Annotated in this window: 17 protein-coding genes and 1 pseudogene; 14 read left to right on the forward strand and 4 right to left on the reverse strand. The window is 64.9% G+C overall.

Features of this window, described 5'->3' with window-relative positions; all coding sequences use genetic code 11:
• Positions 1-8: 8 nt before the first annotated feature.
• The gene (locus tag AAIO73_RS17735) at positions 9-653 is read right to left on the reverse strand and encodes a recombinase family protein (protein WP_038069700.1); all 645 of its coding nucleotides are present in this window, start codon (positions 651-653) and stop codon (positions 9-11) included.
• A 355-nt stretch (positions 654-1,008) separates the two neighbouring features.
• Entirely contained in the window at positions 1,009-1,575 is a 567-nt protein-coding gene (locus tag AAIO73_RS17740; protein WP_066689896.1) for a TetR/AcrR family transcriptional regulator, read from the reverse strand.
• Positions 1,576-1,676: 101 nt separating this feature from the next.
• Between AAIO73_RS17740 and AAIO73_RS17745 the strand changes: the two genes are divergently transcribed.
• From AAIO73_RS17745 to AAIO73_RS17790, 10 genes are all read left to right on the forward strand, one after another.
• A protein-coding gene (locus tag AAIO73_RS17745) for an IS5 family transposase (protein WP_157092785.1) occupies positions 1,677-2,434 on the forward strand; the annotation gives its coding sequence in 2 pieces (ribosomal slippage) (positions 1,677-2,010 and positions 2,010-2,434; 759 coding nt in all).
• Between the two features lie 229 nt (positions 2,435-2,663).
• Complete coding sequence (locus tag AAIO73_RS17750) at positions 2,664-3,314, forward strand: TetR/AcrR family transcriptional regulator (protein WP_198158567.1); 651 nt, start codon at positions 2,664-2,666, stop codon at positions 3,312-3,314.
• Positions 3,315-3,465: 151 nt separating this feature from the next.
• Positions 3,466-4,194 (forward strand): HAD family hydrolase, encoded by a 729-nt coding sequence (locus tag AAIO73_RS17755; RefSeq protein WP_285139231.1) that lies wholly within the window; start codon positions 3,466-3,468, stop codon positions 4,192-4,194.
• Between the two features lie 3 nt (positions 4,195-4,197).
• Complete coding sequence (locus tag AAIO73_RS17760; RefSeq protein ID WP_066691192.1) at positions 4,198-4,911, forward strand: phosphocholine cytidylyltransferase family protein; 714 nt, start codon at positions 4,198-4,200, stop codon at positions 4,909-4,911.
• Entirely contained in the window at positions 4,908-6,062 is a 1,155-nt protein-coding gene (locus tag AAIO73_RS17765) for a hypothetical protein (protein WP_066691189.1), read from the forward strand. Before AAIO73_RS17760 ends, AAIO73_RS17765 begins: the two co-directional genes overlap by 4 nt.
• A gap of 4 nt (positions 6,063-6,066) precedes the next feature.
• Positions 6,067-7,188, forward strand: a complete 1,122-nt coding sequence (locus AAIO73_RS17770; protein WP_157092758.1) for a CDP-alcohol phosphatidyltransferase family protein — start codon at positions 6,067-6,069, stop codon at positions 7,186-7,188.
• A 40-nt stretch (positions 7,189-7,228) separates the two neighbouring features.
• Positions 7,229-7,702: a DUF2141 domain-containing protein gene (locus tag AAIO73_RS17775; RefSeq protein WP_232307986.1), complete on the forward strand. Its 474-nt coding sequence runs from the start codon at positions 7,229-7,231 to the stop codon at positions 7,700-7,702.
• A 160-nt stretch (positions 7,703-7,862) separates the two neighbouring features.
• Entirely contained in the window at positions 7,863-8,924 is a 1,062-nt protein-coding gene (locus tag AAIO73_RS17780; protein WP_066691173.1) for a diacylglycerol/lipid kinase family protein, read from the forward strand.
• The gene (locus AAIO73_RS17785; protein ID WP_066691170.1) at positions 8,921-9,826 is read left to right on the forward strand and encodes a hypothetical protein; all 906 of its coding nucleotides are present in this window, start codon (positions 8,921-8,923) and stop codon (positions 9,824-9,826) included. The genes AAIO73_RS17780 and AAIO73_RS17785 overlap by 4 nt, the downstream gene beginning before the upstream one ends.
• On the forward strand, positions 9,823-10,608 hold the full coding sequence (locus AAIO73_RS17790) for an NTP transferase domain-containing protein (RefSeq protein ID WP_285139226.1): 786 nt from the start codon (positions 9,823-9,825) through the stop codon (positions 10,606-10,608). Before AAIO73_RS17785 ends, AAIO73_RS17790 begins: the two co-directional genes overlap by 4 nt.
• Here the strand turns inward: AAIO73_RS17790 and AAIO73_RS17795 are convergent.
• Positions 10,559-11,878 carry a lipopolysaccharide biosynthesis protein gene (locus tag AAIO73_RS17795; RefSeq protein WP_066691164.1) on the reverse strand — a complete coding sequence of 440 codons (1,320 nt, stop codon included), beginning with the start codon at positions 11,876-11,878 and terminating at the stop codon, positions 10,559-10,561. The two genes, AAIO73_RS17790 and AAIO73_RS17795, sit on opposite strands and share 50 nt — an antisense overlap.
• Positions 11,879-11,918: 40 nt before the next feature.
• Between AAIO73_RS17795 and asnB the strand changes: the two genes are divergently transcribed.
• The 4 genes from asnB to AAIO73_RS17815 all read left to right on the forward strand — a co-directional run bounded on the left by asnB (position 11,919) and on the right by AAIO73_RS17815 (position 18,257).
• Positions 11,919-13,871, forward strand: a complete 1,953-nt coding sequence (gene asnB, locus AAIO73_RS17800; RefSeq protein ID WP_084401619.1) for an asparagine synthase (glutamine-hydrolyzing) — start codon at positions 11,919-11,921, stop codon at positions 13,869-13,871.
• A 242-nt stretch (positions 13,872-14,113) separates the two neighbouring features.
• Positions 14,114-14,871, forward strand: a protein-coding gene (locus AAIO73_RS17805; RefSeq protein WP_157092785.1) for an IS5 family transposase whose coding sequence is annotated in 2 segments (ribosomal slippage) — positions 14,114-14,447 and positions 14,447-14,871 — 759 coding nt in all. Because the reading frame shifts where the segments join, the coding sequence is not laid out codon by codon here.
• Positions 14,872-14,948: 77 nt separating this feature from the next.
• Positions 14,949-17,822: a PAS domain S-box protein gene (locus AAIO73_RS17810; protein WP_066690629.1), complete on the forward strand. Its 2,874-nt coding sequence runs from the start codon at positions 14,949-14,951 to the stop codon at positions 17,820-17,822.
• A gap of 24 nt (positions 17,823-17,846) precedes the next feature.
• Complete coding sequence (locus AAIO73_RS17815; RefSeq protein WP_066690626.1) at positions 17,847-18,257, forward strand: hypothetical protein; 411 nt, start codon at positions 17,847-17,849, stop codon at positions 18,255-18,257.
• Between the two features lie 7 nt (positions 18,258-18,264).
• Here the strand turns inward: AAIO73_RS17815 and AAIO73_RS17820 are convergent.
• Positions 18,265-18,429 (reverse strand): annotated as a pseudogene (locus AAIO73_RS17820) (hydroxyisourate hydrolase); the annotation flags it as partial.
• Between the last annotated feature and the right edge of the window lie 155 nt (positions 18,430-18,584).

Below are 18,584 nucleotides of genomic sequence, written 5' to 3' on the forward strand. Positions count from 1 at the left end.
GTGATCTATCACGCGGCTTGCAGCCGTTCTTTGCGGTATGGCACACCGTCGAGCAGTGCCTGGCCCGGCGCCTTGGGCGTGCCGTCACCGTTCACGTACATATAGAGTGTCGTCGTCGTCATCCCGAGACGGCGCGCGACATCGGCTGCGATCGCGTTGCGATCGGACATGGCGGCCATCGCTATCGCCAGCGTTGCCTTGTCCATCTTGCGGGGTCGCCCTCCCATGCGCCCCCGCGCGCGTGCCGCGGCAAGGCCGGCCTGTGTGCGCTCGGCGATCAACTCGCGCTCGAACTCTGCAAAAGCGGCGAAGATGCCAAAGGCCAGGCGGCCGTTGGCGGTGGTGGTGTCAATCTGCGCGCCGGCGCCGGTCAGCACCTTCAACCCAATGCCGCGCTCACGCAGCGCCTCGGCGGTGATGACCAAATGCCTCAGGTCGCGTCCGAGGCGATCCAGTTTCCAGAGCACCAGTGTATTGCCGGGCTGCAATGCCTTGAGACAGGCAGTCAGGCCGGGACGTGCATCATGACGACCCGACGCGAGATCCTCATAAATGCGCGAGGCATCGACGCCTGCGGCGAGCAGCGCATCGCGCTGCGGTGCCAGCGTCTGCGATCCGTCAGCCTTGGACACCCTCACATATCCGATGAGCATCGCCACCCTGCCAGAAAAGATATCTGACACCCTGCAATGTGCTGGTGGTTTCCGCAACGGGTATTCCGACCACAAGGCAGGGGGGACGAGGCAAAAACAGCAATCGCCAGAAAACCGGTCGTTTTTCTTGTTGCCCAGTGACAATCACGATGAGCGCCTGCGCGTCATTGCAATGCGCGGTTGGGGTCTGCTTCGGGAGTGCGTACCCGGACCGGAAGCAGCCTCCAACCGCTTCGGCTTGATCTGCGGGTTGCCCTGCTGCCATCCTGCCGTGGCACCGTGGACGAGGCAGACCCTGATCGTGAGTGACAAGTTGTCATATCCTGTCGGCCCTTCAGGCCGGGGACGTTCGGCGTCAGTTTCTCACAAGTGCGGCAAACACTTCACGCATCTGGGTCGAGGGAGAGGGATCGTGCACTTCTTGAAGGATCGAACCGGACCACTGCGAGAGAAGGATGCGCGCCAGTTGGATGCTCGGCATCGCTGGCGTCAGGCCGGTACGCCTCAACAGATGGGAGGTGACGTCGGCGAAGGCGGCCTCGTACGCGACCTTGACCGGTTCGAAGCGCGTGCGGAATGGCGCATTGCGTCGTGCGTGAAGGTGAAGCTCAACCATCAGTACGGAATGACGCGCATCAACGGACAGGGCATCCAGGCTGCGCCCGATCGTATCCAAGATGGATTCTGCGGTTTGATGACGGGTATCCGCCACCAACGTGTCGAGCTTTCGGGCCAGGCTCGCCATGTGCTCTTCGACCAGCGTGAAGAGAAGATCGTCCTTGCTGGCGAAATACGAATAGAATGCGCCCTGCGAGAAGCCAGCGCGTTCGCAGATGCCGCGGATCGAGGCGGCTGCGACCCCGCTCGCGACGATCAGCCCGATCGCGGCGTCTAGCAGTCGCGCCCGCGTCTCCATCCGCATCTCGGGACGCTTCCTGCGGCCTGGCATCCCCCGCGTCGTTAGGGTCAGGACCCATTGATGTGAGCGTCGCGATCTGATTCCGGCTCCGCAAGGAGACCGGGATGAGTGACCTGTTTTGGCTGACGAACGAGCAGATGGAGCGGCTGCGGCCGTTCTTTCCCAAGAGCCACGGGAGGCCGAGGGTAGACGATCGGCGGGTGCTGAGTGGCATCGTATTCGTCAATCGCAACGGGCTGCGCTGGCGAGATGCACCCGGCGAGTACGGCCCGCACAAGACGCTGTACAATCGGTGGAAGCGTTGGGGCGAGGCCGGTGTGTTCACGCGAATGATGGAAGGTCTGGCTGCAGCCGGCGCCGAGCCGCAGACGGTCATGATCGACGCAACCTACCTGAAGGCTCACCGCACGGCATCGAGCCTGCGGGTTAAAAAGGGGATCTTGGCCGCCTGATCGGCCGCACCAAAGGCGGCATGAACACCAAGCTTCACGCCATCGCCGATGCGAACGGGCGCCCCTTGAGCTTCTTCATGACCGCGGGCCAGGTCAGCGACTACACCGGCGCGGCAGCGCTACTCGATGACATGCCGAAGGCGCAGTGGCTGCTTGGTGATCGCGGCTACGACGTCGACTGGTTCAGGGACGCCCTCCAGGCCAAAGGCATCCAACCCTGCATCCCAGGCCGCAGGTCGCGCAACGAACCGATCCGGTACGACAAGCGCCGCTATCGGCGTCGCAGCCGCATCGAGATCATGTTCGGCCGCCTCAAGGACTGGCGCGGGGTCGCTACCCGCTACGACCGCTGCCCCACCGCCTTCTTCTCCGCAATCGCCCTCGCTGCCACCGTCATCTTCTGGCTGTGATCAACGAGTCCTGACCCTAAGCGCAAAGTCCCATTCGAACTTCCGCCGCGCAAACAGCTAATAAAAGGATTGTCGGGGGTCGGCTTCAACTTGACGACGCGACGATTGCACGCCGCCTGAGCCCGTCGATGTCGGCCGATTGGGATACTGGCTGTTTAGTCTTTGCATCTGGTGGGCTATGAGGTCCCGCGATAGCTTCGAATCCTATACTCATTGGAATATCTGTCAGATGGAACCGCCCCGTCGCTTCGGACGACCGACATTGGAGGAAGCGGCAGGCCTGCGTAACCGGGTCATGGAAGAGACGCTGGGCCTGTTGCGCGTCACCGGTATCAGCGGCCTGTCAGTTGATGAAGTCGCGAGACTGGCTGGCGTCACGAAACGCACGATATATCGCCAGTTCGGTAGCAAGTCCGAACTTGCCGACATTGTAGTAGATCAGGAAATAGATAGACTTCAGGACGGTATTCTTAGTTCAACTAACGAAGCATCGCCTATCGGAAAGTTGCAATGCTGGGCAAGGTCGTTTTTCGATTATGTTGTCGAGCCAGATAACGCATCCTTTCTCAATTATCTGTGCTTCGAATCAATCGATGATCCGTGCCTGCGCTCGAAATTGTCTGGATGGCATATGCGAATGATGGATATTGCGCTTCAGTTGATAGGCCGTGCTCAGAAGCTGGGCGAATTGCCGTTGCTGCCGCCCGAGCGACTTGCGGGTTTGCTCATCGATCTGATGAACGGAGCGATGCATCGGCGACGCCTGCACCTCGATGAATTGCTGGTGTTCGTCGGACAGACGCAGGAAGATCATTTCCGCTCGCGATGGAATTGCTTCCTCGCGCTGGCGAACGGCGGATGTCCCTCGGACACCGGTTAACGGCACCGCCTTCCAAGGCGGGTGGTAGCTTGTACCGTTTCTGAAAGTATCCTATCGTGTGTACATGTTGAACGGCATAGGCGTAGCGCCCGTGATCGCAGGGAATGTGCCAATGGGCGATCGGAAGGCAGGTCGGCCGGCATTCGACGCATTGTGTGCTGACCTTGCGAGCGTACACGGCAAGTCGGCAAAACCAACGATCTGCTTCTACGACCTCGACCGTACCGTAACCCGCTTTCCGACTTGGTCGTGGTTCCTCGCGAGGACCATACTACGGTATTGCCCATGGCGCATCGTGCTGGTCCCCTTCGTGATGCTGGTCGCGATCGGCAGGGCGGTTGGATGGGTTAGCCGCGACCGCATCAAGGAGGTGATGCACGGCGTGCTCATCGGACGCGATACGCGGCAGGCCGTAATCGATCGATGGGCCGGAAGCTTTGCCGATCATGTCGTGCGTAACGGCATCCGCCCCGGCGCGCTGCTGCAGATTGCGGCAGACCGCGCCGCCGGGCATCGCATCGTTCTGGCTACCGCCGCGCATCGTTTCTACGCCGAACCCATCGCGCGCAGACTGGGTATTAGCGATGTCATCGCGACCGAGGCGCGACGGCGCGGCAATCGCATCACCCATCGGCTTGCGGGTGCGAATGTATATGGTGAAGCGAAGCTGGCCGCGGTCAGCGCTTGGCTGTCGGGACAGGGTTTCGCGCGCGAGGATTTGCTGGTTCGTTTCTATTCCGATCATGCCAGCGACGCGCCTTGCCTAGCGTTCGCCGACCGAGGAATCGCGGTGAACGGCAACCGGTCGATGCGCGCCCTCGCCGGGCAACATGACTGGACATCGCTCGATTGGAACCTGACGACAGCGGTCGTGGCCTGACTCGTGCAGGCCGTCATCCTCAGTGCCGGGCGCGGCTCGCGCCTGTTGCCGCTCACGCAGGACATGCCGAAATCCATCGTCCCGATGGCGAACGGCACAATCCTCGACCAGCAACTCGCCGCGCTGGCGCAGGCAGGTATCGCGCGGGCGATGGTCGTGGTCGGCTATCGCGCCGACCAGATCAAACGCCACCTTGCGGCACGGCATCTACCCATCGAGGTCGAACTGCGCTTCAATCCGTTCTGGGCGGTGGCAAGCAGCATCGGCAGCGTTTGGGCGGCGCGTGACGTCCTGCACAATCCCTTCTGCTTGATGAACGGCGACAGCAGCTTCGCATCCGCCATTATCGAACGGGCGATCGCCGTTCCACCGCGCAGCGTCGGACTGGTGGTCGAGCCGTTGGGCGTGCCGGAAGAGGACGACATGCTCGTCCGGGTGGATGAGGGTGCCGTGATCCGCGTTTCGAAAAGCCTTGCAACCTCGTACGCAACCCATCGTTCATTGGGCATCATCGTTGGCGCTCGGGACAGCGGGTATGGCGATGCGCTGGCCCGTGTGATTGGAGAGGCGGATGGTTACGCCGCTTATCATCACGACGTGATCAGTGCGCTGGCGCAGACCGAACCGGTTGAGGCGCTCGTCGAAACCAGTGGCGACTGGATTGAGATTGATCGGCCCGATGATATCCTGCGGTGGACGGCGAGACGGGGGCAATGACGCGGCGTCGGTCAATTGCTTTCCTGTTCCTTGGCGAAACGTTGCTAATACCGCACCTGTATCCAATCGTGGAGGCGCTCGCCGCTGCCGATAGCACGGTGGCGATCGATCTGTGGGTATCGACGTCGGTGCATGAACGGCTGTTGCGGCGCTGGACGGCGCTGCTCGATGCCCCCGGTATCGTCATTCGTCGCGCGCCCGGCTTTCGAAGAGACGACGGCGACGAAGTCGGGCGCAATCCGGTGTTGCCGTCCAAGCTGCCGATGCTGTTCCGCCTTGCGCCGCGCCTTGCCAGGACGCCGGTGGTGGTCTGTGCCGAACAGACCAGTCTGTGGTTGCCGCGCCTGATGCCGTGGCGGGCAACCCGATACGTCAAGACATCGCACGGGGTCGGATCGATGAGCGCGCGAGACGATCCGCGTCGCCGCGCCGCGTTCCATACGCTGGTTCCCAGCGAGCAGGAACGCGAAACCTATCTCAAGCGGGGCATCGCGCCCGATCGCATCACCGCCACCGGCTATGTGAAGGCGGCGTTCACTCACCACGCCCCGGTGCGTACGCTGTTCGCACAGGATCGGCCGGTCCTCCTCTATACCCCGCACTGGCAGGCGCACCGCTCGTCATGGCCCGCCTGGGGGCGAGAGATCGTGGCGATGCTCGTCGCCCGAACCGACTGGAACGTGATCCTGGCGCCGCATCAGAGGCTGATCGAACAGGCACCCGACCTTCGCGAGGTGCTGGCGAAGGTCGCCGGATTGACGCATGTTCACTGCGATCTCGACAGCTTCGCCGGGGTCGACGGCAGCTATACCGCGATGGCCGACCTGTATCTGGGCGACACGTCGAGCCAGTTGATCGAATATCTCGTCCGTCCACGCCCGGCGGTGTTACTTGACCCGGCGGAGCGCGACTGGCGCGCGGATCCCGCGTTTGCGATGTGGCATGCGGGGGAAGTGGTACGCACGCTCGACGACCTGCCCGCCGCGATCGACGGCGCGCGGGCGGCCCATCCCCGCTTCGCCCCCGTCCAGCAGGCGATCGCGCAGGCGGCGGCGGGGGATGCGAGCGGGGCGGGCGCGGCGCGGGCGGCAGAGGTAATCCTCGCGATACTGAACGACGCCGTGCCGGAACGCGGGCGGCCAAACAGGTAGAATCATGCCGGATACCACCGACCTTCCTTTCCCCCGTGTCGAACCGGTCGGGGACAACCCGACCTTGTTGTGGGGGATGGACGCGCGGGAACGGCTGCGCCGCATCGCCAGCGCGCTCGGCCTGCCGGACAGCGGAACCGCAGGCGACACGGTCCTGCTCGCCAACCTCGAATATGCGTTCGATCCGGCATGGATGCGCCATCTGCGCGGTCGCCGCGACTGCGTACTGACGCGCGACGGCGTGGCCGTTCTCGCGCATGTCGCCGATGCGGACCGTATGGCTGTGCGCGATGCCATGACACAGGGCACGACGCTGCCGCCCCATCTGACGATCCTGCCCGCGGAGGACGAGGGCGGCATCTTCGACGAGGCGTTGCGCAAGCGCGAACGCCCGTTTGCCGAACGGCTGGTGCCAGCCAACGTCCCCGCGATCGAACGGGCGAGCTATGTCGGTGCTTACAAGGGCGTCACCGATGTGCTGACCAAATATCTGTGGCCCGAATGGGCGTTCGTCCTGACCTGCATCGCGGCGCGCATCGGCCTGTCCCCCAACGGAGTCACGGCGATCGGATCGGTGCTGTGCATCGTGGCGACGATCGCGTTCTGGCATGGCTGGTTCTGGACCGGCATGGCGACCGGACTGATCTTCATGGTGCTGGACACGGTCGACGGCAAGCTGGCACGCTGCACGATCACGTCCTCGAAACTGGGCAATGCGTGGGATCACGGCGTTGATCTCGTCCATCCGCCGATCTGGTGGTACGCATGGGGCGTTGGATGCGCGGCCTATGGGCGGCCGCTGACGGATGACGTGTTCTGGGGCGTGATGGCGGCGATGCTGTTCGGCTATGTCGCGCAACGCCTAATCGAAGGGGCGTTCATCGTCCGCTTCGGCATGCACATCCATATGTGGCGACCGTTCGACAGCCGTTTCCGGCTCGTCACCGCACGGCGCAATCCCAACATGGTCATCCTGTTCGCGGCGATACTGGTCGCGCGGCCCGATTGGGGAATCGTCGCGGTCGCATGGTGGACGATGACCTCGCTGTTGGTCCATCTGGTCCGACTGATGCAGGCGATGGCACGGGCGCGACGCGGCGATGCGATGGTCAGTTGGCTCGCATGACGCGGCTTGCGCGACGGCGTGTCGATCCCATGTAATGAATATGCCAGTCAAATCCGCACTCGTATCACTTGCCGCGCTCGTCACGATGGTGGGGATGCCCGGTATTGCGCAGGCGGAGGATTGTGCGGGCACCTCTGGTGCGGGAAAGATCAGGCTTACGCTGGTGGCGACGGCGATACGAAGCACAAAGGGCGAAGTCGTCTTCACTCTGTATCCCGACGATCGGAAGCGTTTCCTCGCCAAGGGCGGAAAACTGCTGCGTGTGCGGACGGCGGCGCGCCTGTCACGGACCACAGGCTGTTTCTGGGTCGCACCCGGCCATTATGCGGTCGCGACCTATCATGACGAGAATGGCGACCGCGATTTCAACCGGACGCTGTTCCGGCCGAAAGAAGGGTTCGGCTTCTCCAACGATGCGCCTGCGACGATGGGGCTGCCGGCATTTAGTGCGGCCCGCTTCGCGGCACCGGCCGACGGCCGAAGCATCTTCATACGGACGCGCTATCCGAACTGACCGTGCTGCCAGCCGGTCGGGATATAATTTCAGCCGTTCGTAATGCTTGCAGGTCCGCCGGAAGTATCGCAAAAGGAAACCCTGCCGTGTACTTTACGGCAATCGGGTCGAGATCCTGCTGAAAGTAACGTACATGCGCGATGCTACAGTTTTGCGACCCATGGTCGACATTCCGTCCGAGAATCGCTTCGCGCGGACGCTGGCCAATGACGATCTGCTGCCGCTGCTGTCCGGCCTGACCGGACGGATGATCCAGATGCCTGTGCGTCTCCGCCCGCAAGCCGTGCCGCTCGACGCGGCGCGTCCCCGCATTGCCGTCATCGCCAACCAGCGCAGTCATCGCAGCACCGCCCGACACGGGCACGACCACGGGCACAATCGGAACATCCTGTACGCTGCTCCCGACACGCGCGAACGGATGGTCGACGCGCTGGAAAGCTTCGCCCAGGCGCAGGTCGACCTGCTGGTCATCGACGGTGGCGACGGCACGGTGCGCGATGTGATGAGCGCCGCCCGGCCGATGTTCCGCGAACGGATGCCACCGATCGGCGTGATGCCGAATGGCAAGACCAACGCGCTGGCCAACGACCTGCGTATCCCGGCGGGATGGAATCTCGACGCGATCGTCGCGGCATTCCACAAAAGCACTATCGCCGAACGCGCGCCGATAGAAATCACCTATGACGGTACCGAGGTTCCGCTCAGCGGCTTCATCCTTGGTGCCGGTGCTTTCGTTCGTGCGACGATGCTGGCGCAGGGGGCCCACCGGATGGGGGTGTTCAACGGCACGGCCGTCGGGCTGTCGGTGCTAGGCGGGGTGTTGCAGACGTGTCTGGGCAAACGGAGCAATCCGTGGCGCGCGGGCGAGATGATGGCATGCCGGAACGAAGTGACCGGGGAGATGTGCGAACGGCGGTTCTACCTCATGCTGCTGTCCACGCTTCGGCGGTTTCCGCTCGGCCTGCGACCTTTGGGGCGGGACGGCGTGGGGTTGAACGGGCTGGCGATCGACGCGCCGCCCCGCTTGATGCCGGTCGTCGCCCCCGCCATCCTGATGGGCCGGGAGTCCGGGTGGCTCAACCGCATGGGATATCACCGCCTGAACGACCTCAAACCATCGCAGGTCACGTTGGAAAACGGGTTCATTCTCGACGGGGAATTGTTCCCGGGTGGCACCATGTCGGTCCGGGCCGGAACTCCGCTTCGTTTCGTCGTTCCGTGACGTCGCTGCGTGCCCTGATCGCGACCGAACTGTCCGAGCCGCAATCCGCTGTCATCACGACGGTGGCACGGGTGCTGATGGAACGGTTGCAAGGGGACGCGGTACTTTTCTACGGCTCGACGCTGCGCACCGGCGACCTCGACGGCGTACAGGATTTCTATGTCCTGCGCGCATCGCCATCGTCTTCCCGTCCCGGCTGGTCGATGTTGTGGCCGGATATCAGCTATCACGAGATCGACGTTGCGCGGCAGATCGTCCGGGCCAAGGTGGCGACCATGCCGCTGGACGTCTTTCGCAAGTCGGCATCGGGCGTCCTGCTCGACACGACGATCTGGACCCGGTTCGTGCAACCCTCCGCCCTGCTGTCGGCACGCGATGCGTCGGTGCGCGACCGGGTCGTCGATGCGATCGCGCTCGCCGCCGTCACCGCCGCGACCTTCGCCGCATTGCACGGCCCGGTGACGGCCCGGCCGCTCGACTATTGGCGGTCGCTGTTCAAGGCGACCTACGATACCGAATTGCGCGTCGAGGCGCCCGGTCGGCACGAACAGATCGTCGCCCATCAACCGGCACGCTACGAACGCCTGTTGCCGTTGGCATGGCAAAAGGCGGGTATCGCGTTCGAGGAACGTGACGGCTACATCTCTCCCCGGCTGCGGCAGGGCCAGATCGAGATCATTGCCGGGGCGTGGTGCGCCCGGGCGGGCTTCGGACGCTGGCTGAACGCTGCCCGGCTTATCAAGGCCGCGTTCACGTTCGACGGCGCGGCGCGCTATGCCTTGTGGAAGATCGAACGACATACCGGCGTCCGCGTGGCGCTGACCCCGTGGCGCGAACGCCACCCCATCCTGTCCGCGCCGGGTGTCCTGTGGCGCGTATGGCGCTCCGGGGCGGGACGATGAGCTGGTCGGCGCTTGTGCTCGCGGGATCGCGGGGGGAAGCGGACCCGGTGGCCGTGAGCGAAGGGCTGTCGGACAAGGCGCTGGTCGACGTCGGTGGAACGACGATGCTGGCGCGGGTCGTATCGGCGATCGGGGCCGCGGGCGGAACCCGTATCGCGGTATCGGCGAACGCCGCAGCCGTCGTCGCCGAAGCGCGACGGGCAGGTGCCCGACCGTTGCCTGCCGAAGCGGGACCGAGCGGCAGCACCGCCGTCGCCTTCGCCGAACTGGGCGCGCCGTTGCTGGTGACGACCGCCGATCACGCGCTGTTGCGCGGGGAATGGATAACGGCTTTTCTCGCCGCGACGCCGCCCGACGCGGATGTCGCCGTGCTGCTGGCCCGCCGCGACCTTATCGAGGAAGCTGCACCCGGGTCGCGCCGCACCTATCTCCGCTTCGCCGACGGCGACTGGTCGGGCTGCAACCTGTTCTATCTCGCCACCCCCAGGGCGGCGGGCATGATCGACCTTTGGCAAAGGGTGGAGCGTGATCGCAAGCGGCCATGGCGGATCGTGCTGCGGCTGGGGCCGGGATTGCTGATACGCTATCTGACGGGACGGCTGACGCTGGCGGCAGCCGTGGACGCGCTGGGCCGACGCGCCGGGATACGGGCGGTGGTGGTGCCGGCGATCGACGGACTGGCGGCGGTCGACGTCGATCGCCCGGACGACCTCGCCTTCGTGCGTGCACGGATCAGCGGCGCAGCAGCCGCGCGACCGACAGGCTCAGCAGCACCGCGCTGACCAGCGAACCGGCGAATACGCCGATGCTTGCCCCTTCCGCCGCCATCACGGGAAGCAGGACGATCATCGTTGCCATCTGCACCGCCGCGCCGACGATGCGCGACACCATCGCCGCAGTCGAACGGTGCGCCGCCATCAGCACCGGTTCGAACGTGACGACCGCCAGATCGATCGCGCCCGCCGCCACCATCCACACCAGCAACGGATAGGCCGCTGCATAGCGGGGATCGCCGCCCACCGCCGTCAGCAGCGGACGTCCCGTCAGCGCGATCAGGCCAAGGATGGCGAGGCCCGCCGCTCCCGATGCGACAAAGCCGCGTCGCAACGATCGGGCCATCGTCGCCGAGCGTGCCTGTCGCATCGCGCGCACCAGTTCGGGAAACGCCGCCCGCGACAATAGTTGCGAGAATTTCACCAGCGCCTGTGCCAACTGGATGGCGAGCCGAAATCCCCCGGCGGCGGCCGGTCCCACAAAGCCGCCGACGAACAGCAGCGGCACATGCTTGCTCGCCAGTCCCAGTGTCGAGCTGATATTGGTGTTGACCAGGAAACCGAACAATTGCGGATTTTCGCGCAGAAGCGCGTCTAGCGCGACCGGTCCCTCGCGGATGATCTTCAGATCGCCGTTCTTCGCCAACAGCCACCAATAGGCGGCGGCGGTGGCGACTTCGGCCACCGCCCATGTCACCAGGAACGCCTGCAACGTCGGATAGAATATCGTAGCGATCACCGCACCGGTCAGCCGGACGACCGGCGTCACGCTGTCCGCCGTCGCGCTTTCGCGGAAGCGGCTGGACAGGCGCAGGATGCCGACGGCGGCGGAACGGACGGTGATGATCTGCGCCACCGCGAAGATCACGGTGTCGCCCATCATGCTGCCCTCGATGCCCATCGCATCGCCAAAGAACACCAGGATCGCGACGGTGAGCGCGATCCCGACCACGGCGCTTGTCGCGTCGAGCAGGATACAGGCACGGTACAACCTGCCGAGCGCTGCACGGTCGCCACACCGCAAATGTTCGACGCCATACCGCACGACGACCTGCCACGTCTGAAACCCGACGAACAGAACCAGAGCCTGCGCGGCACCCGTTACCAGCGCGAAACGGCCAAAGTCCCTGACGCCGAGCGTCCGGGTCGCAAGGCCGAGATAGACGAGCGACAACAGTGCCAGCACGCCCCGGCTGGCGAGCAGCCAGCCGAGATTGCGTAACGCGGCGTGGATGAGGCTGCTTCCCGACCCCGCCTGCGCGCTTTCCGTTTCCTTCATGGCAATCGCCTAGAAGTCGCGATGGGGCGGAGCAAGTCGCATGGGTGACAGCGCCGATGCGCGGGCCTACAGACCGCGCGTTCGATCGAGGAGAAGCCCCATTTGCGGGATCGCGGGATATTATGCGCGCGGGCGTGGTCCAGTCGTCGCCGCGACGATACGTCGGCAATGCGATGCGATCCTGCACCGCGGCCCGGACAGCGACGGGGTGCTGGTTGACGGAGATTTCGGGTTCGGGATGCGGCGGCTGAGCATCGTCGATCTTGCCGGCAGCGATCAACCGATCCACAGCGCCGATCGTCGCCATGCGATCGTCTTCAACGGCGAAATCTATAACTACCGCCGCCTGCGCGACGAACTCGCCGCGCTCGGCCACCGTTTCGCCACCGATGGCGACACCGAAGTCGTGCTGGCCGCATGGCGGCAATGGGGGCGCGATGCGTGGGCACGTCTGGATGGCATGTTCGCCGTCGCGATCTGGGACCGGTCGTCGCGGCGTCTGACGCTGGCGCGCGACGCCATCGGGATCAAACCGCTATATTACGCGATCAACGGACATACGCTGGCGTTCGGGTCGGAACTGAAGGCAATACTGGCGCTGCCGGGGATGACGTTCGACATCGATTCCGATGCCGTCCACGGATATTTCACCTTCGGCCACATGCGTGGGCCATCGACGATCTATCGTCAGGTCCGGATGCTCGAACCGGGAGCGACGCTGGAACTTGGCGCGCAAGGATCAGCGGAACATCATCGATACTGGACCGCACGCTATACGCACGACGAATCGCGGACCGATGCCGGATGGATCGACGCCTTTCGCGATACGTGGCTGGCGACAATACGGGACCAGATGCTGAGTGCCGACGTCGAAGTCGGTGCGTTCCTGTCCGGTGGCGTGGATTCATCGGCGGTCGTCGCGTCGATGGCGCGCGTGTCCGATCGGCCTGTCCGCACCTTCACCATCGGCTTCGATGATCCGCGGTACGATGAATCGCGCTATGCCGAGGCGGTGGCGCATCATCTGGGCTGTCGGCATCGCACGATGCGACTGAACGCCGACGATGCACGAACGGTCCTGCCCGCGATCCAGCGCGTCTATGACGAACCCTTTGCCGACCCTTCCGCCGTGCCGACCTGGTATCTTTCCCGCCTGGCGGCACAGGACGTCAAGGTCGCCCTGTCGGGGGACGGCGGCGACGAGTTGTTCTTCGGCTACAAACGGCATCTGACCGAACGCCGGCTCGGGCGGCTGCCGGCCGTGGTGCGCGGCGCGGCCCGCCATGCAGCGCGAATCCCGCCCTTGCCGTGGGCGGGTGCGAACCGCCGGCTCCAGCGCTGGCAGAAGACCGCGGCGGGGCTGGGGCTGGCCGATGGCGTCGCACGCTTCTTTTCCAAGACGCAGATAACCACGCCCGAACTGCGACGGCGGCTCTTCGCCGGAACCGCGCTCGACGGACGCGACGGTCCAGCCGCGTTGTCGGACATGGCGCGATCCTTCTGTCCCGATCCCGACGCAATCTCCACCGATCCGCTCGATCAGTTCGCGATGTGCGATCTGCAGCTCAACCTGCCCGGTGCGATGCTGACCAAGGTGGACCGGGCGAGCATGGCACATTCCCTCGAAGTCCGAGTGCCGATGCTGTCGCACAGGATGGTGTCGCTCGCGCTGGCGATGCCGGGGCAGATCAAGCTGCGCGGCGGCTTGGGGAAATGGCCGGTGCGCGAGGCCGTGGCCCCGTGGCTGCCCGCCAATATCCTCGACCGCCGCAAACAGGGTTTCCAGATGCCGCTGGCTGAATGGTTCGCCGACGACTTCGGCGGCTATGTCGAGGAGATGTGGAACGATGGCGGCCTGCGATCGTCCGGCCTGCTGAACCCGGATGCGATCGATACCCTGTTTTTCGAACATCGCACCGGCCGCCGCGATCATGGCCGCATTCTCTACGCCATCGCAATTTTTGCACTCTGGTATGATCGTCGTATGCCCTGATCCCGGCTGATCCGTCACGGTCTTGCGCCGGAATGGGGAAGTGGCAGGAAGGTATGCGGGGTGCCGGAATGGGGTCGGCGATCGTCGAGGTGATGCTGGTGCTGGTCGGTCGGCCTAGTGAGTCCGTCGACTTTGAAGGCTTCGATCGTCCGGGTGAAGCCCGAACAAGCTCGCGGCGGCTAGGGTCAGGACCCATTGATGTGAGCGTCGCGATCTGATTCAGGCTCCGCAAGGAGACCGGGATGAGTGACCTGTTTTGGCTGACGAACGAGCAGATGGAGCGGCTGCGGCCGTTCTTTCCCAAGAGCCACGGGAGGCCGAGGGTAGACGATCGGCGGGTGCTGAGTGGCATCGTATTCGTCAATCGCAACGGGCTGCGCTGGCGAGATGCACCCGGCGAGTACGGCCCGCACAAGACGCTGTACAATCGGTGGAAGCGTTGGGGCGAGGCCGGTGTGTTCACGCGAATGATGGAAGGTCTGGCTGCAGCCGGCGCCGAGCCGCAGACGGTCATGATCGACGCAACCTACCTGAAGGCTCACCGCACGGCATCGAGCCTGCGGGTTAAAAAGGGGATCTTGGCCGCCTGATCGGCCGCACCAAAGGCGGCATGAACACCAAGCTTCACGCCATCGCCGATGCGAACGGGCGCCCCTTGAGCTTCTTCATGACCGCGGGCCAGGTCAGCGACTACACCGGCGCGGCAGCGCTACTCGATGACATGCCGAAGGCGCAGTGGCTGCTTGGTGATCGCGGCTACGACGTCGACTGGTTCAGGGACGCCCTCCAGGCCAAAGGCATCCAACCCTGCATCCCAGGCCGCAGGTCGCGCAACGAACCGATCCGGTACGACAAGCGCCGCTATCGGCGTCGCAGCCGCATCGAGATCATGTTCGGCCGCCTCAAGGACTGGCGCGGGGTCGCTACCCGCTACGACCGCTGCCCCACCGCCTTCTTCTCCGCAATCGCCCTCGCTGCCACCGTCATCTTCTGGCTGTGATCAACGAGTCCTGACCCTAGTGTCCCGTTAACCTAAGGCATTCTACCTTGTTAGCGCGGCGAGAAAGGGCGCAACAGATGTTCGACGCCTTCTTCTGTCTGACCCATCAGCATAACAAGTGGCTGGTCGCGCTCGCGGCCCTGGTCTGCATCGCGGCGACCGGCAGCGTCGTGTTCCTTCTGCGCCATCTTGGCGCCGCGCCGGCGCGCGAGCGGTCCCGCTGGCTGCTCGGCGCGGCCTTCGCGTCGGGGACGGGTATCTGGGCGACCCACTTCATCGCGATGCTCGGCTACGATCCCGGCATCGTGGTCGGCTACCTGCCGGGACGTACCCTGGCGTCGCTGGCCATCGCCATCGTCATGACCTGGGCCGGGCTGCGGACGTGCGTCCTCAGGCACGACCGCATCGGCTATGTCGCCGGTGCGGCGATGGTCGGCACGGGCATCTCGGCCATGCACTATCTGGGCATGAGCGCCGTCCTGTTTCCGGGCACCTTCCGCTTCTCGTCCGTCCTGGTCGTCGCCTCGGTCTTCCTCGCGGTGCTGCCGGTCGCCCCGGCGCTGTACCTCGCCATCGCTCGCCGCGGCGCCGCCACGGGAACTGCCGCTGCCGCCTTGTTGACGCTAGCGATCCTGCTGCTGCATTTCACCGGCATGGCCGCGATCAGCGCCGTGATCTCCGGGTCTGCGGCCGGCACGGGCGGGATCGTGCTGGCGCCCGACCTCATGGCGCCGCTCATCGCTGTTGCAGCGCTGGCGGTCCTGGTCGTGACGGTCGGCGCCGCCAAGGCGCGCGCCGTGCTCGCCTTGCGGGCGCGCGGGACAACGGATGCGGGTTGGGCGGCGCTGGTCCGCTCCAGCCTCGTTGCCGAGTTCGACCTCGACGGCACCGTCCGCTGGGCGAACGAACGCTTCCTCGATACGCTGGGCTACCGGCTGGACGAAATTGCAGGGTTCCCCGACCGCTCGCACGAAACAAGTGGCACCGCATCGAGATCGAGCGATCCGGCGTTCTGGGCAAAACTCGCTGCCGGCGAGCACCAGACGGGTGAGTACCGGCGCATCGCGAAGGACGGCCGTGTGGTCTGGCTGCAATCGACCTACACCCCGGTGCTCGATGAGAAGGGGCGGCCGATCCGGGTTCTGGAGGTCGCGACCGACGTGACCGTGAGCAAGCTGGCGGCTGCCGATTCCGCGGCGAGGCTCGCGGCGCTCGATCGCAGCCAGGCGGTGATCGAGTTCGCGACCGACGGCATCATCCTCGACGCCAACGACGTCTTTCTTCGCCTGACGGGCTATACGCGCGACGAGGTGGTCGGGCGGCACCACCGGATGTTCTGCGACCCCGCTTACGCCGGCACAGCCGACTATGCCGCCTTCTGGGCGAAGCTCGGCCGCGGCGAGTTCGATGCCGGGACCTACCGCCGCGTCGGCAAGGATGCCCGCGAGCTGTGGCTCCGCGCCACCTACAATCCGGTGCTCGACCCGGATGGTTGCCCGGTGCGGATCGTAAAGTTCGCGTCCGACGTGACGGAGAGCCGACAGCGCAATGCCGAGTTCGAAGCGCTCACGCTGGCGATGCGGCGCTCGGCCCTGACGATCGAGCTTGCCCCTGAAGGCATCATCCTCGCGACCAGTAACGGCTATCTCAAGGCACTGGGCTATGCACCGGAGGATGTCGCGGGCGAGCACCACAGGATTTTGTGTCCTCCCGAACTCGCCTCGAGTGACGTCTATGCGGCAGCCTGGGAGACGCTTTGCCGCGGCGAGCATATGACGGGCATCTTCAAGCGGCGCGACCGTGAGGGCCGCGACCTGTGGTTCCAGGCAACCTACAACCCGGTTCTCGATCCGAACGGCCGGGTCGTGAAGATCGTCGGCTTCGCCACCGACGTGACGGACGCGAAGCTGCGCAGCGCCGAGTTTGAGGCGCGATCAAAGGCGATGGACCGCAGCCAGGCGGTCGTCGAGCTTGGGCTCGACGGGACGATCCTGGAGGCCAACCAGAACTTCCTCAACGCGCTGGGCTATAGCCGGGCCGAGGTCATCGGCCGTCACCATCGCCTCCTGTGCGACCCTGACTATGCGCGCTCGCCCGACTATGCCGCGTTCTGGCGCAAGCTGGCCGGCGGTGCCTTCGACGCAGGTCTATACCGCCGGATCAGCAAGGACGGCCGCGACGTGTGGCTGCAGGCGACCTACAATCCCATTCTCGATCCGGACGGACGGCCGCTGAAGATCGTCAAGTTCGCGACCAACATTACCGAGGCGCGTGAGCGCGATGCGGAGTTCAGCGGCCGCGATGCGGCCGTCGATCGCAGCCAGGCCGTGATCGAGTTCGATCTGAACGGGCTGATCCTGTCCGCCAACCGGAACGCGCAGATCATGCTGGGTTATGGCAGCGAGGCGCTCGTGGGCCAGCACCACCGCATGTTGTGCGACGCTGCCGAGGCGCGCTCGACCGATTACACGAGGCTTTGGGAGCGGCTGTCGCGGGGTGAGTTTGATGCGGGACGGTATCGCCGGATCGGGCATGACGGCCGCGAGATCTGGATCCAGGCCTCCTACAACCCGATCCTCGATGCCGATGGACGGCCGAGAAAGGTTGTTAAGATCGCCGCCGACATCACGCGCCAGGTGCTGCTGGAGCGGGAAGCCGAGCACCGCCTTGCCGAAAGCGAGGCGCTGCAGCGATCGCTCGACCTGCGCCGACAGGCATTGCAGGACACGGTGGCCGAGCTGGACACGATCGTGACCGCGATCGGCGGCATCGCTGCACAAACCAACCTGCTCGCGCTCAACGCAACGATCGAGGCGGCGCGGGCGGGCGAGGCAGGCCGGGGGTTCACGGTGGTCGCGTCGGAGGTCAAGAAGCTGGCCAACGACACGCGCGCGGCGACCGAGCGTGCGACGGCCATGATCGGCGCGCGGCGCGCCAGCAACGACGGCTAGTAAGAGGATGGCGAGCAGGACGAGATGATGATGCCAGATGATAGCAGGCGCGCCCATGAGGCGATCCGCGCCGCTGCCTACGCGCTTCGCGACTGCGTCAAGGCTGGACCTCCGCTTACCGACCTCGGCCGGCTACGCATGAACCTGGCCAATGCGGTACGGGAGTATCTGCCTACACAGCAGGGCTGGAACAAGGAGGCCCGAGGCTATTTCGCCGATCGGATGCCGACTTACGAGCGGATCATGGAAGAGGATCGCGAGCTTCGACTGCGCTACTCCGACCACATACGGCGTTGGAGCGGCAACGCGATCGCTTCGGACGTCCCGACCTATGCTGCGGACGTCGCAGCGCTGGTCGACCGCCTCGACCGCTACCTGCGCTCGCTCGAGCACGAGCTATACAAGCCGATGTTCGAGGCAGGGATCGAGGCGTGATTGGTGGTCAGTTGCCCCGGTAGGTGGAGTAGCCGTAGGGGCTGACCACGACGGGGACATGGTAGTGCGCGGCAGGGTCGATGACGCGGAACACGAGATCGATCTCGGGGAAGAATGGCGCCGCTTTCGCGTCCGGGTAGCCCGACATGTCGAACTGCAGCTTGTAGATGCCCGGCGCGAACCGCGACGGCTACCTACCCGAGGCCGATCTCTCGGTCGAGATCGGGCAAACCTGTAGTCCTGCATGACGATCTGGCATCTTGCATCACCGCGAGCAGCTATCGAAACCGGCCTCGATCACCTATCGTTCCTCAAGGCAGGGTCGTT

Origin of the sequence: Sphingomonas epibiotica (assembly GCF_039615155.1) — a bacterium.
Lineage (GTDB): Bacteria > Pseudomonadota > Alphaproteobacteria > Sphingomonadales > Sphingomonadaceae > Sphingomonas.

Coding starts and splice junctions, on each gene's coding strand:
- AAIO73_RS17790 (WP_285139226.1), top strand. CDS start 9,823: ATGAGCTGGTCGGCGCTTGTGCTCGCGGGATCGCGGGGGGAAGCGGAC.
- AAIO73_RS17740 (WP_066689896.1), bottom strand. CDS start 1,575: ATGCGGATGGAGACGCGGGCGCGACTGCTAGACGCCGCGATCGGGCTG.
- AAIO73_RS17795 (WP_066691164.1), bottom strand. CDS start 11,878: ATGAAGGAAACGGAAAGCGCGCAGGCGGGGTCGGGAAGCAGCCTCATC.
- AAIO73_RS17775 (WP_232307986.1), top strand. CDS start 7,229: ATGCCAGTCAAATCCGCACTCGTATCACTTGCCGCGCTCGTCACGATG.
- AAIO73_RS17810 (WP_066690629.1), top strand. CDS start 14,949: ATGTTCGACGCCTTCTTCTGTCTGACCCATCAGCATAACAAGTGGCTG.
- AAIO73_RS17780 (WP_066691173.1), top strand. CDS start 7,863: ATGGTCGACATTCCGTCCGAGAATCGCTTCGCGCGGACGCTGGCCAAT.
- AAIO73_RS17815 (WP_066690626.1), top strand. CDS start 17,847: ATGATGATGCCAGATGATAGCAGGCGCGCCCATGAGGCGATCCGCGCC.
- asnB (WP_084401619.1), top strand. CDS start 11,919: ATGGGTGACAGCGCCGATGCGCGGGCCTACAGACCGCGCGTTCGATCG.
- AAIO73_RS17735 (WP_038069700.1), bottom strand. CDS start 653: ATGCTCATCGGATATGTGAGGGTGTCCAAGGCTGACGGATCGCAGACG.
- AAIO73_RS17750 (WP_198158567.1), top strand. CDS start 2,664: ATGGAACCGCCCCGTCGCTTCGGACGACCGACATTGGAGGAAGCGGCA.
- AAIO73_RS17770 (WP_157092758.1), top strand. CDS start 6,067: ATGCCGGATACCACCGACCTTCCTTTCCCCCGTGTCGAACCGGTCGGG.
- AAIO73_RS17765 (WP_066691189.1), top strand. CDS start 4,908: ATGACGCGGCGTCGGTCAATTGCTTTCCTGTTCCTTGGCGAAACGTTG.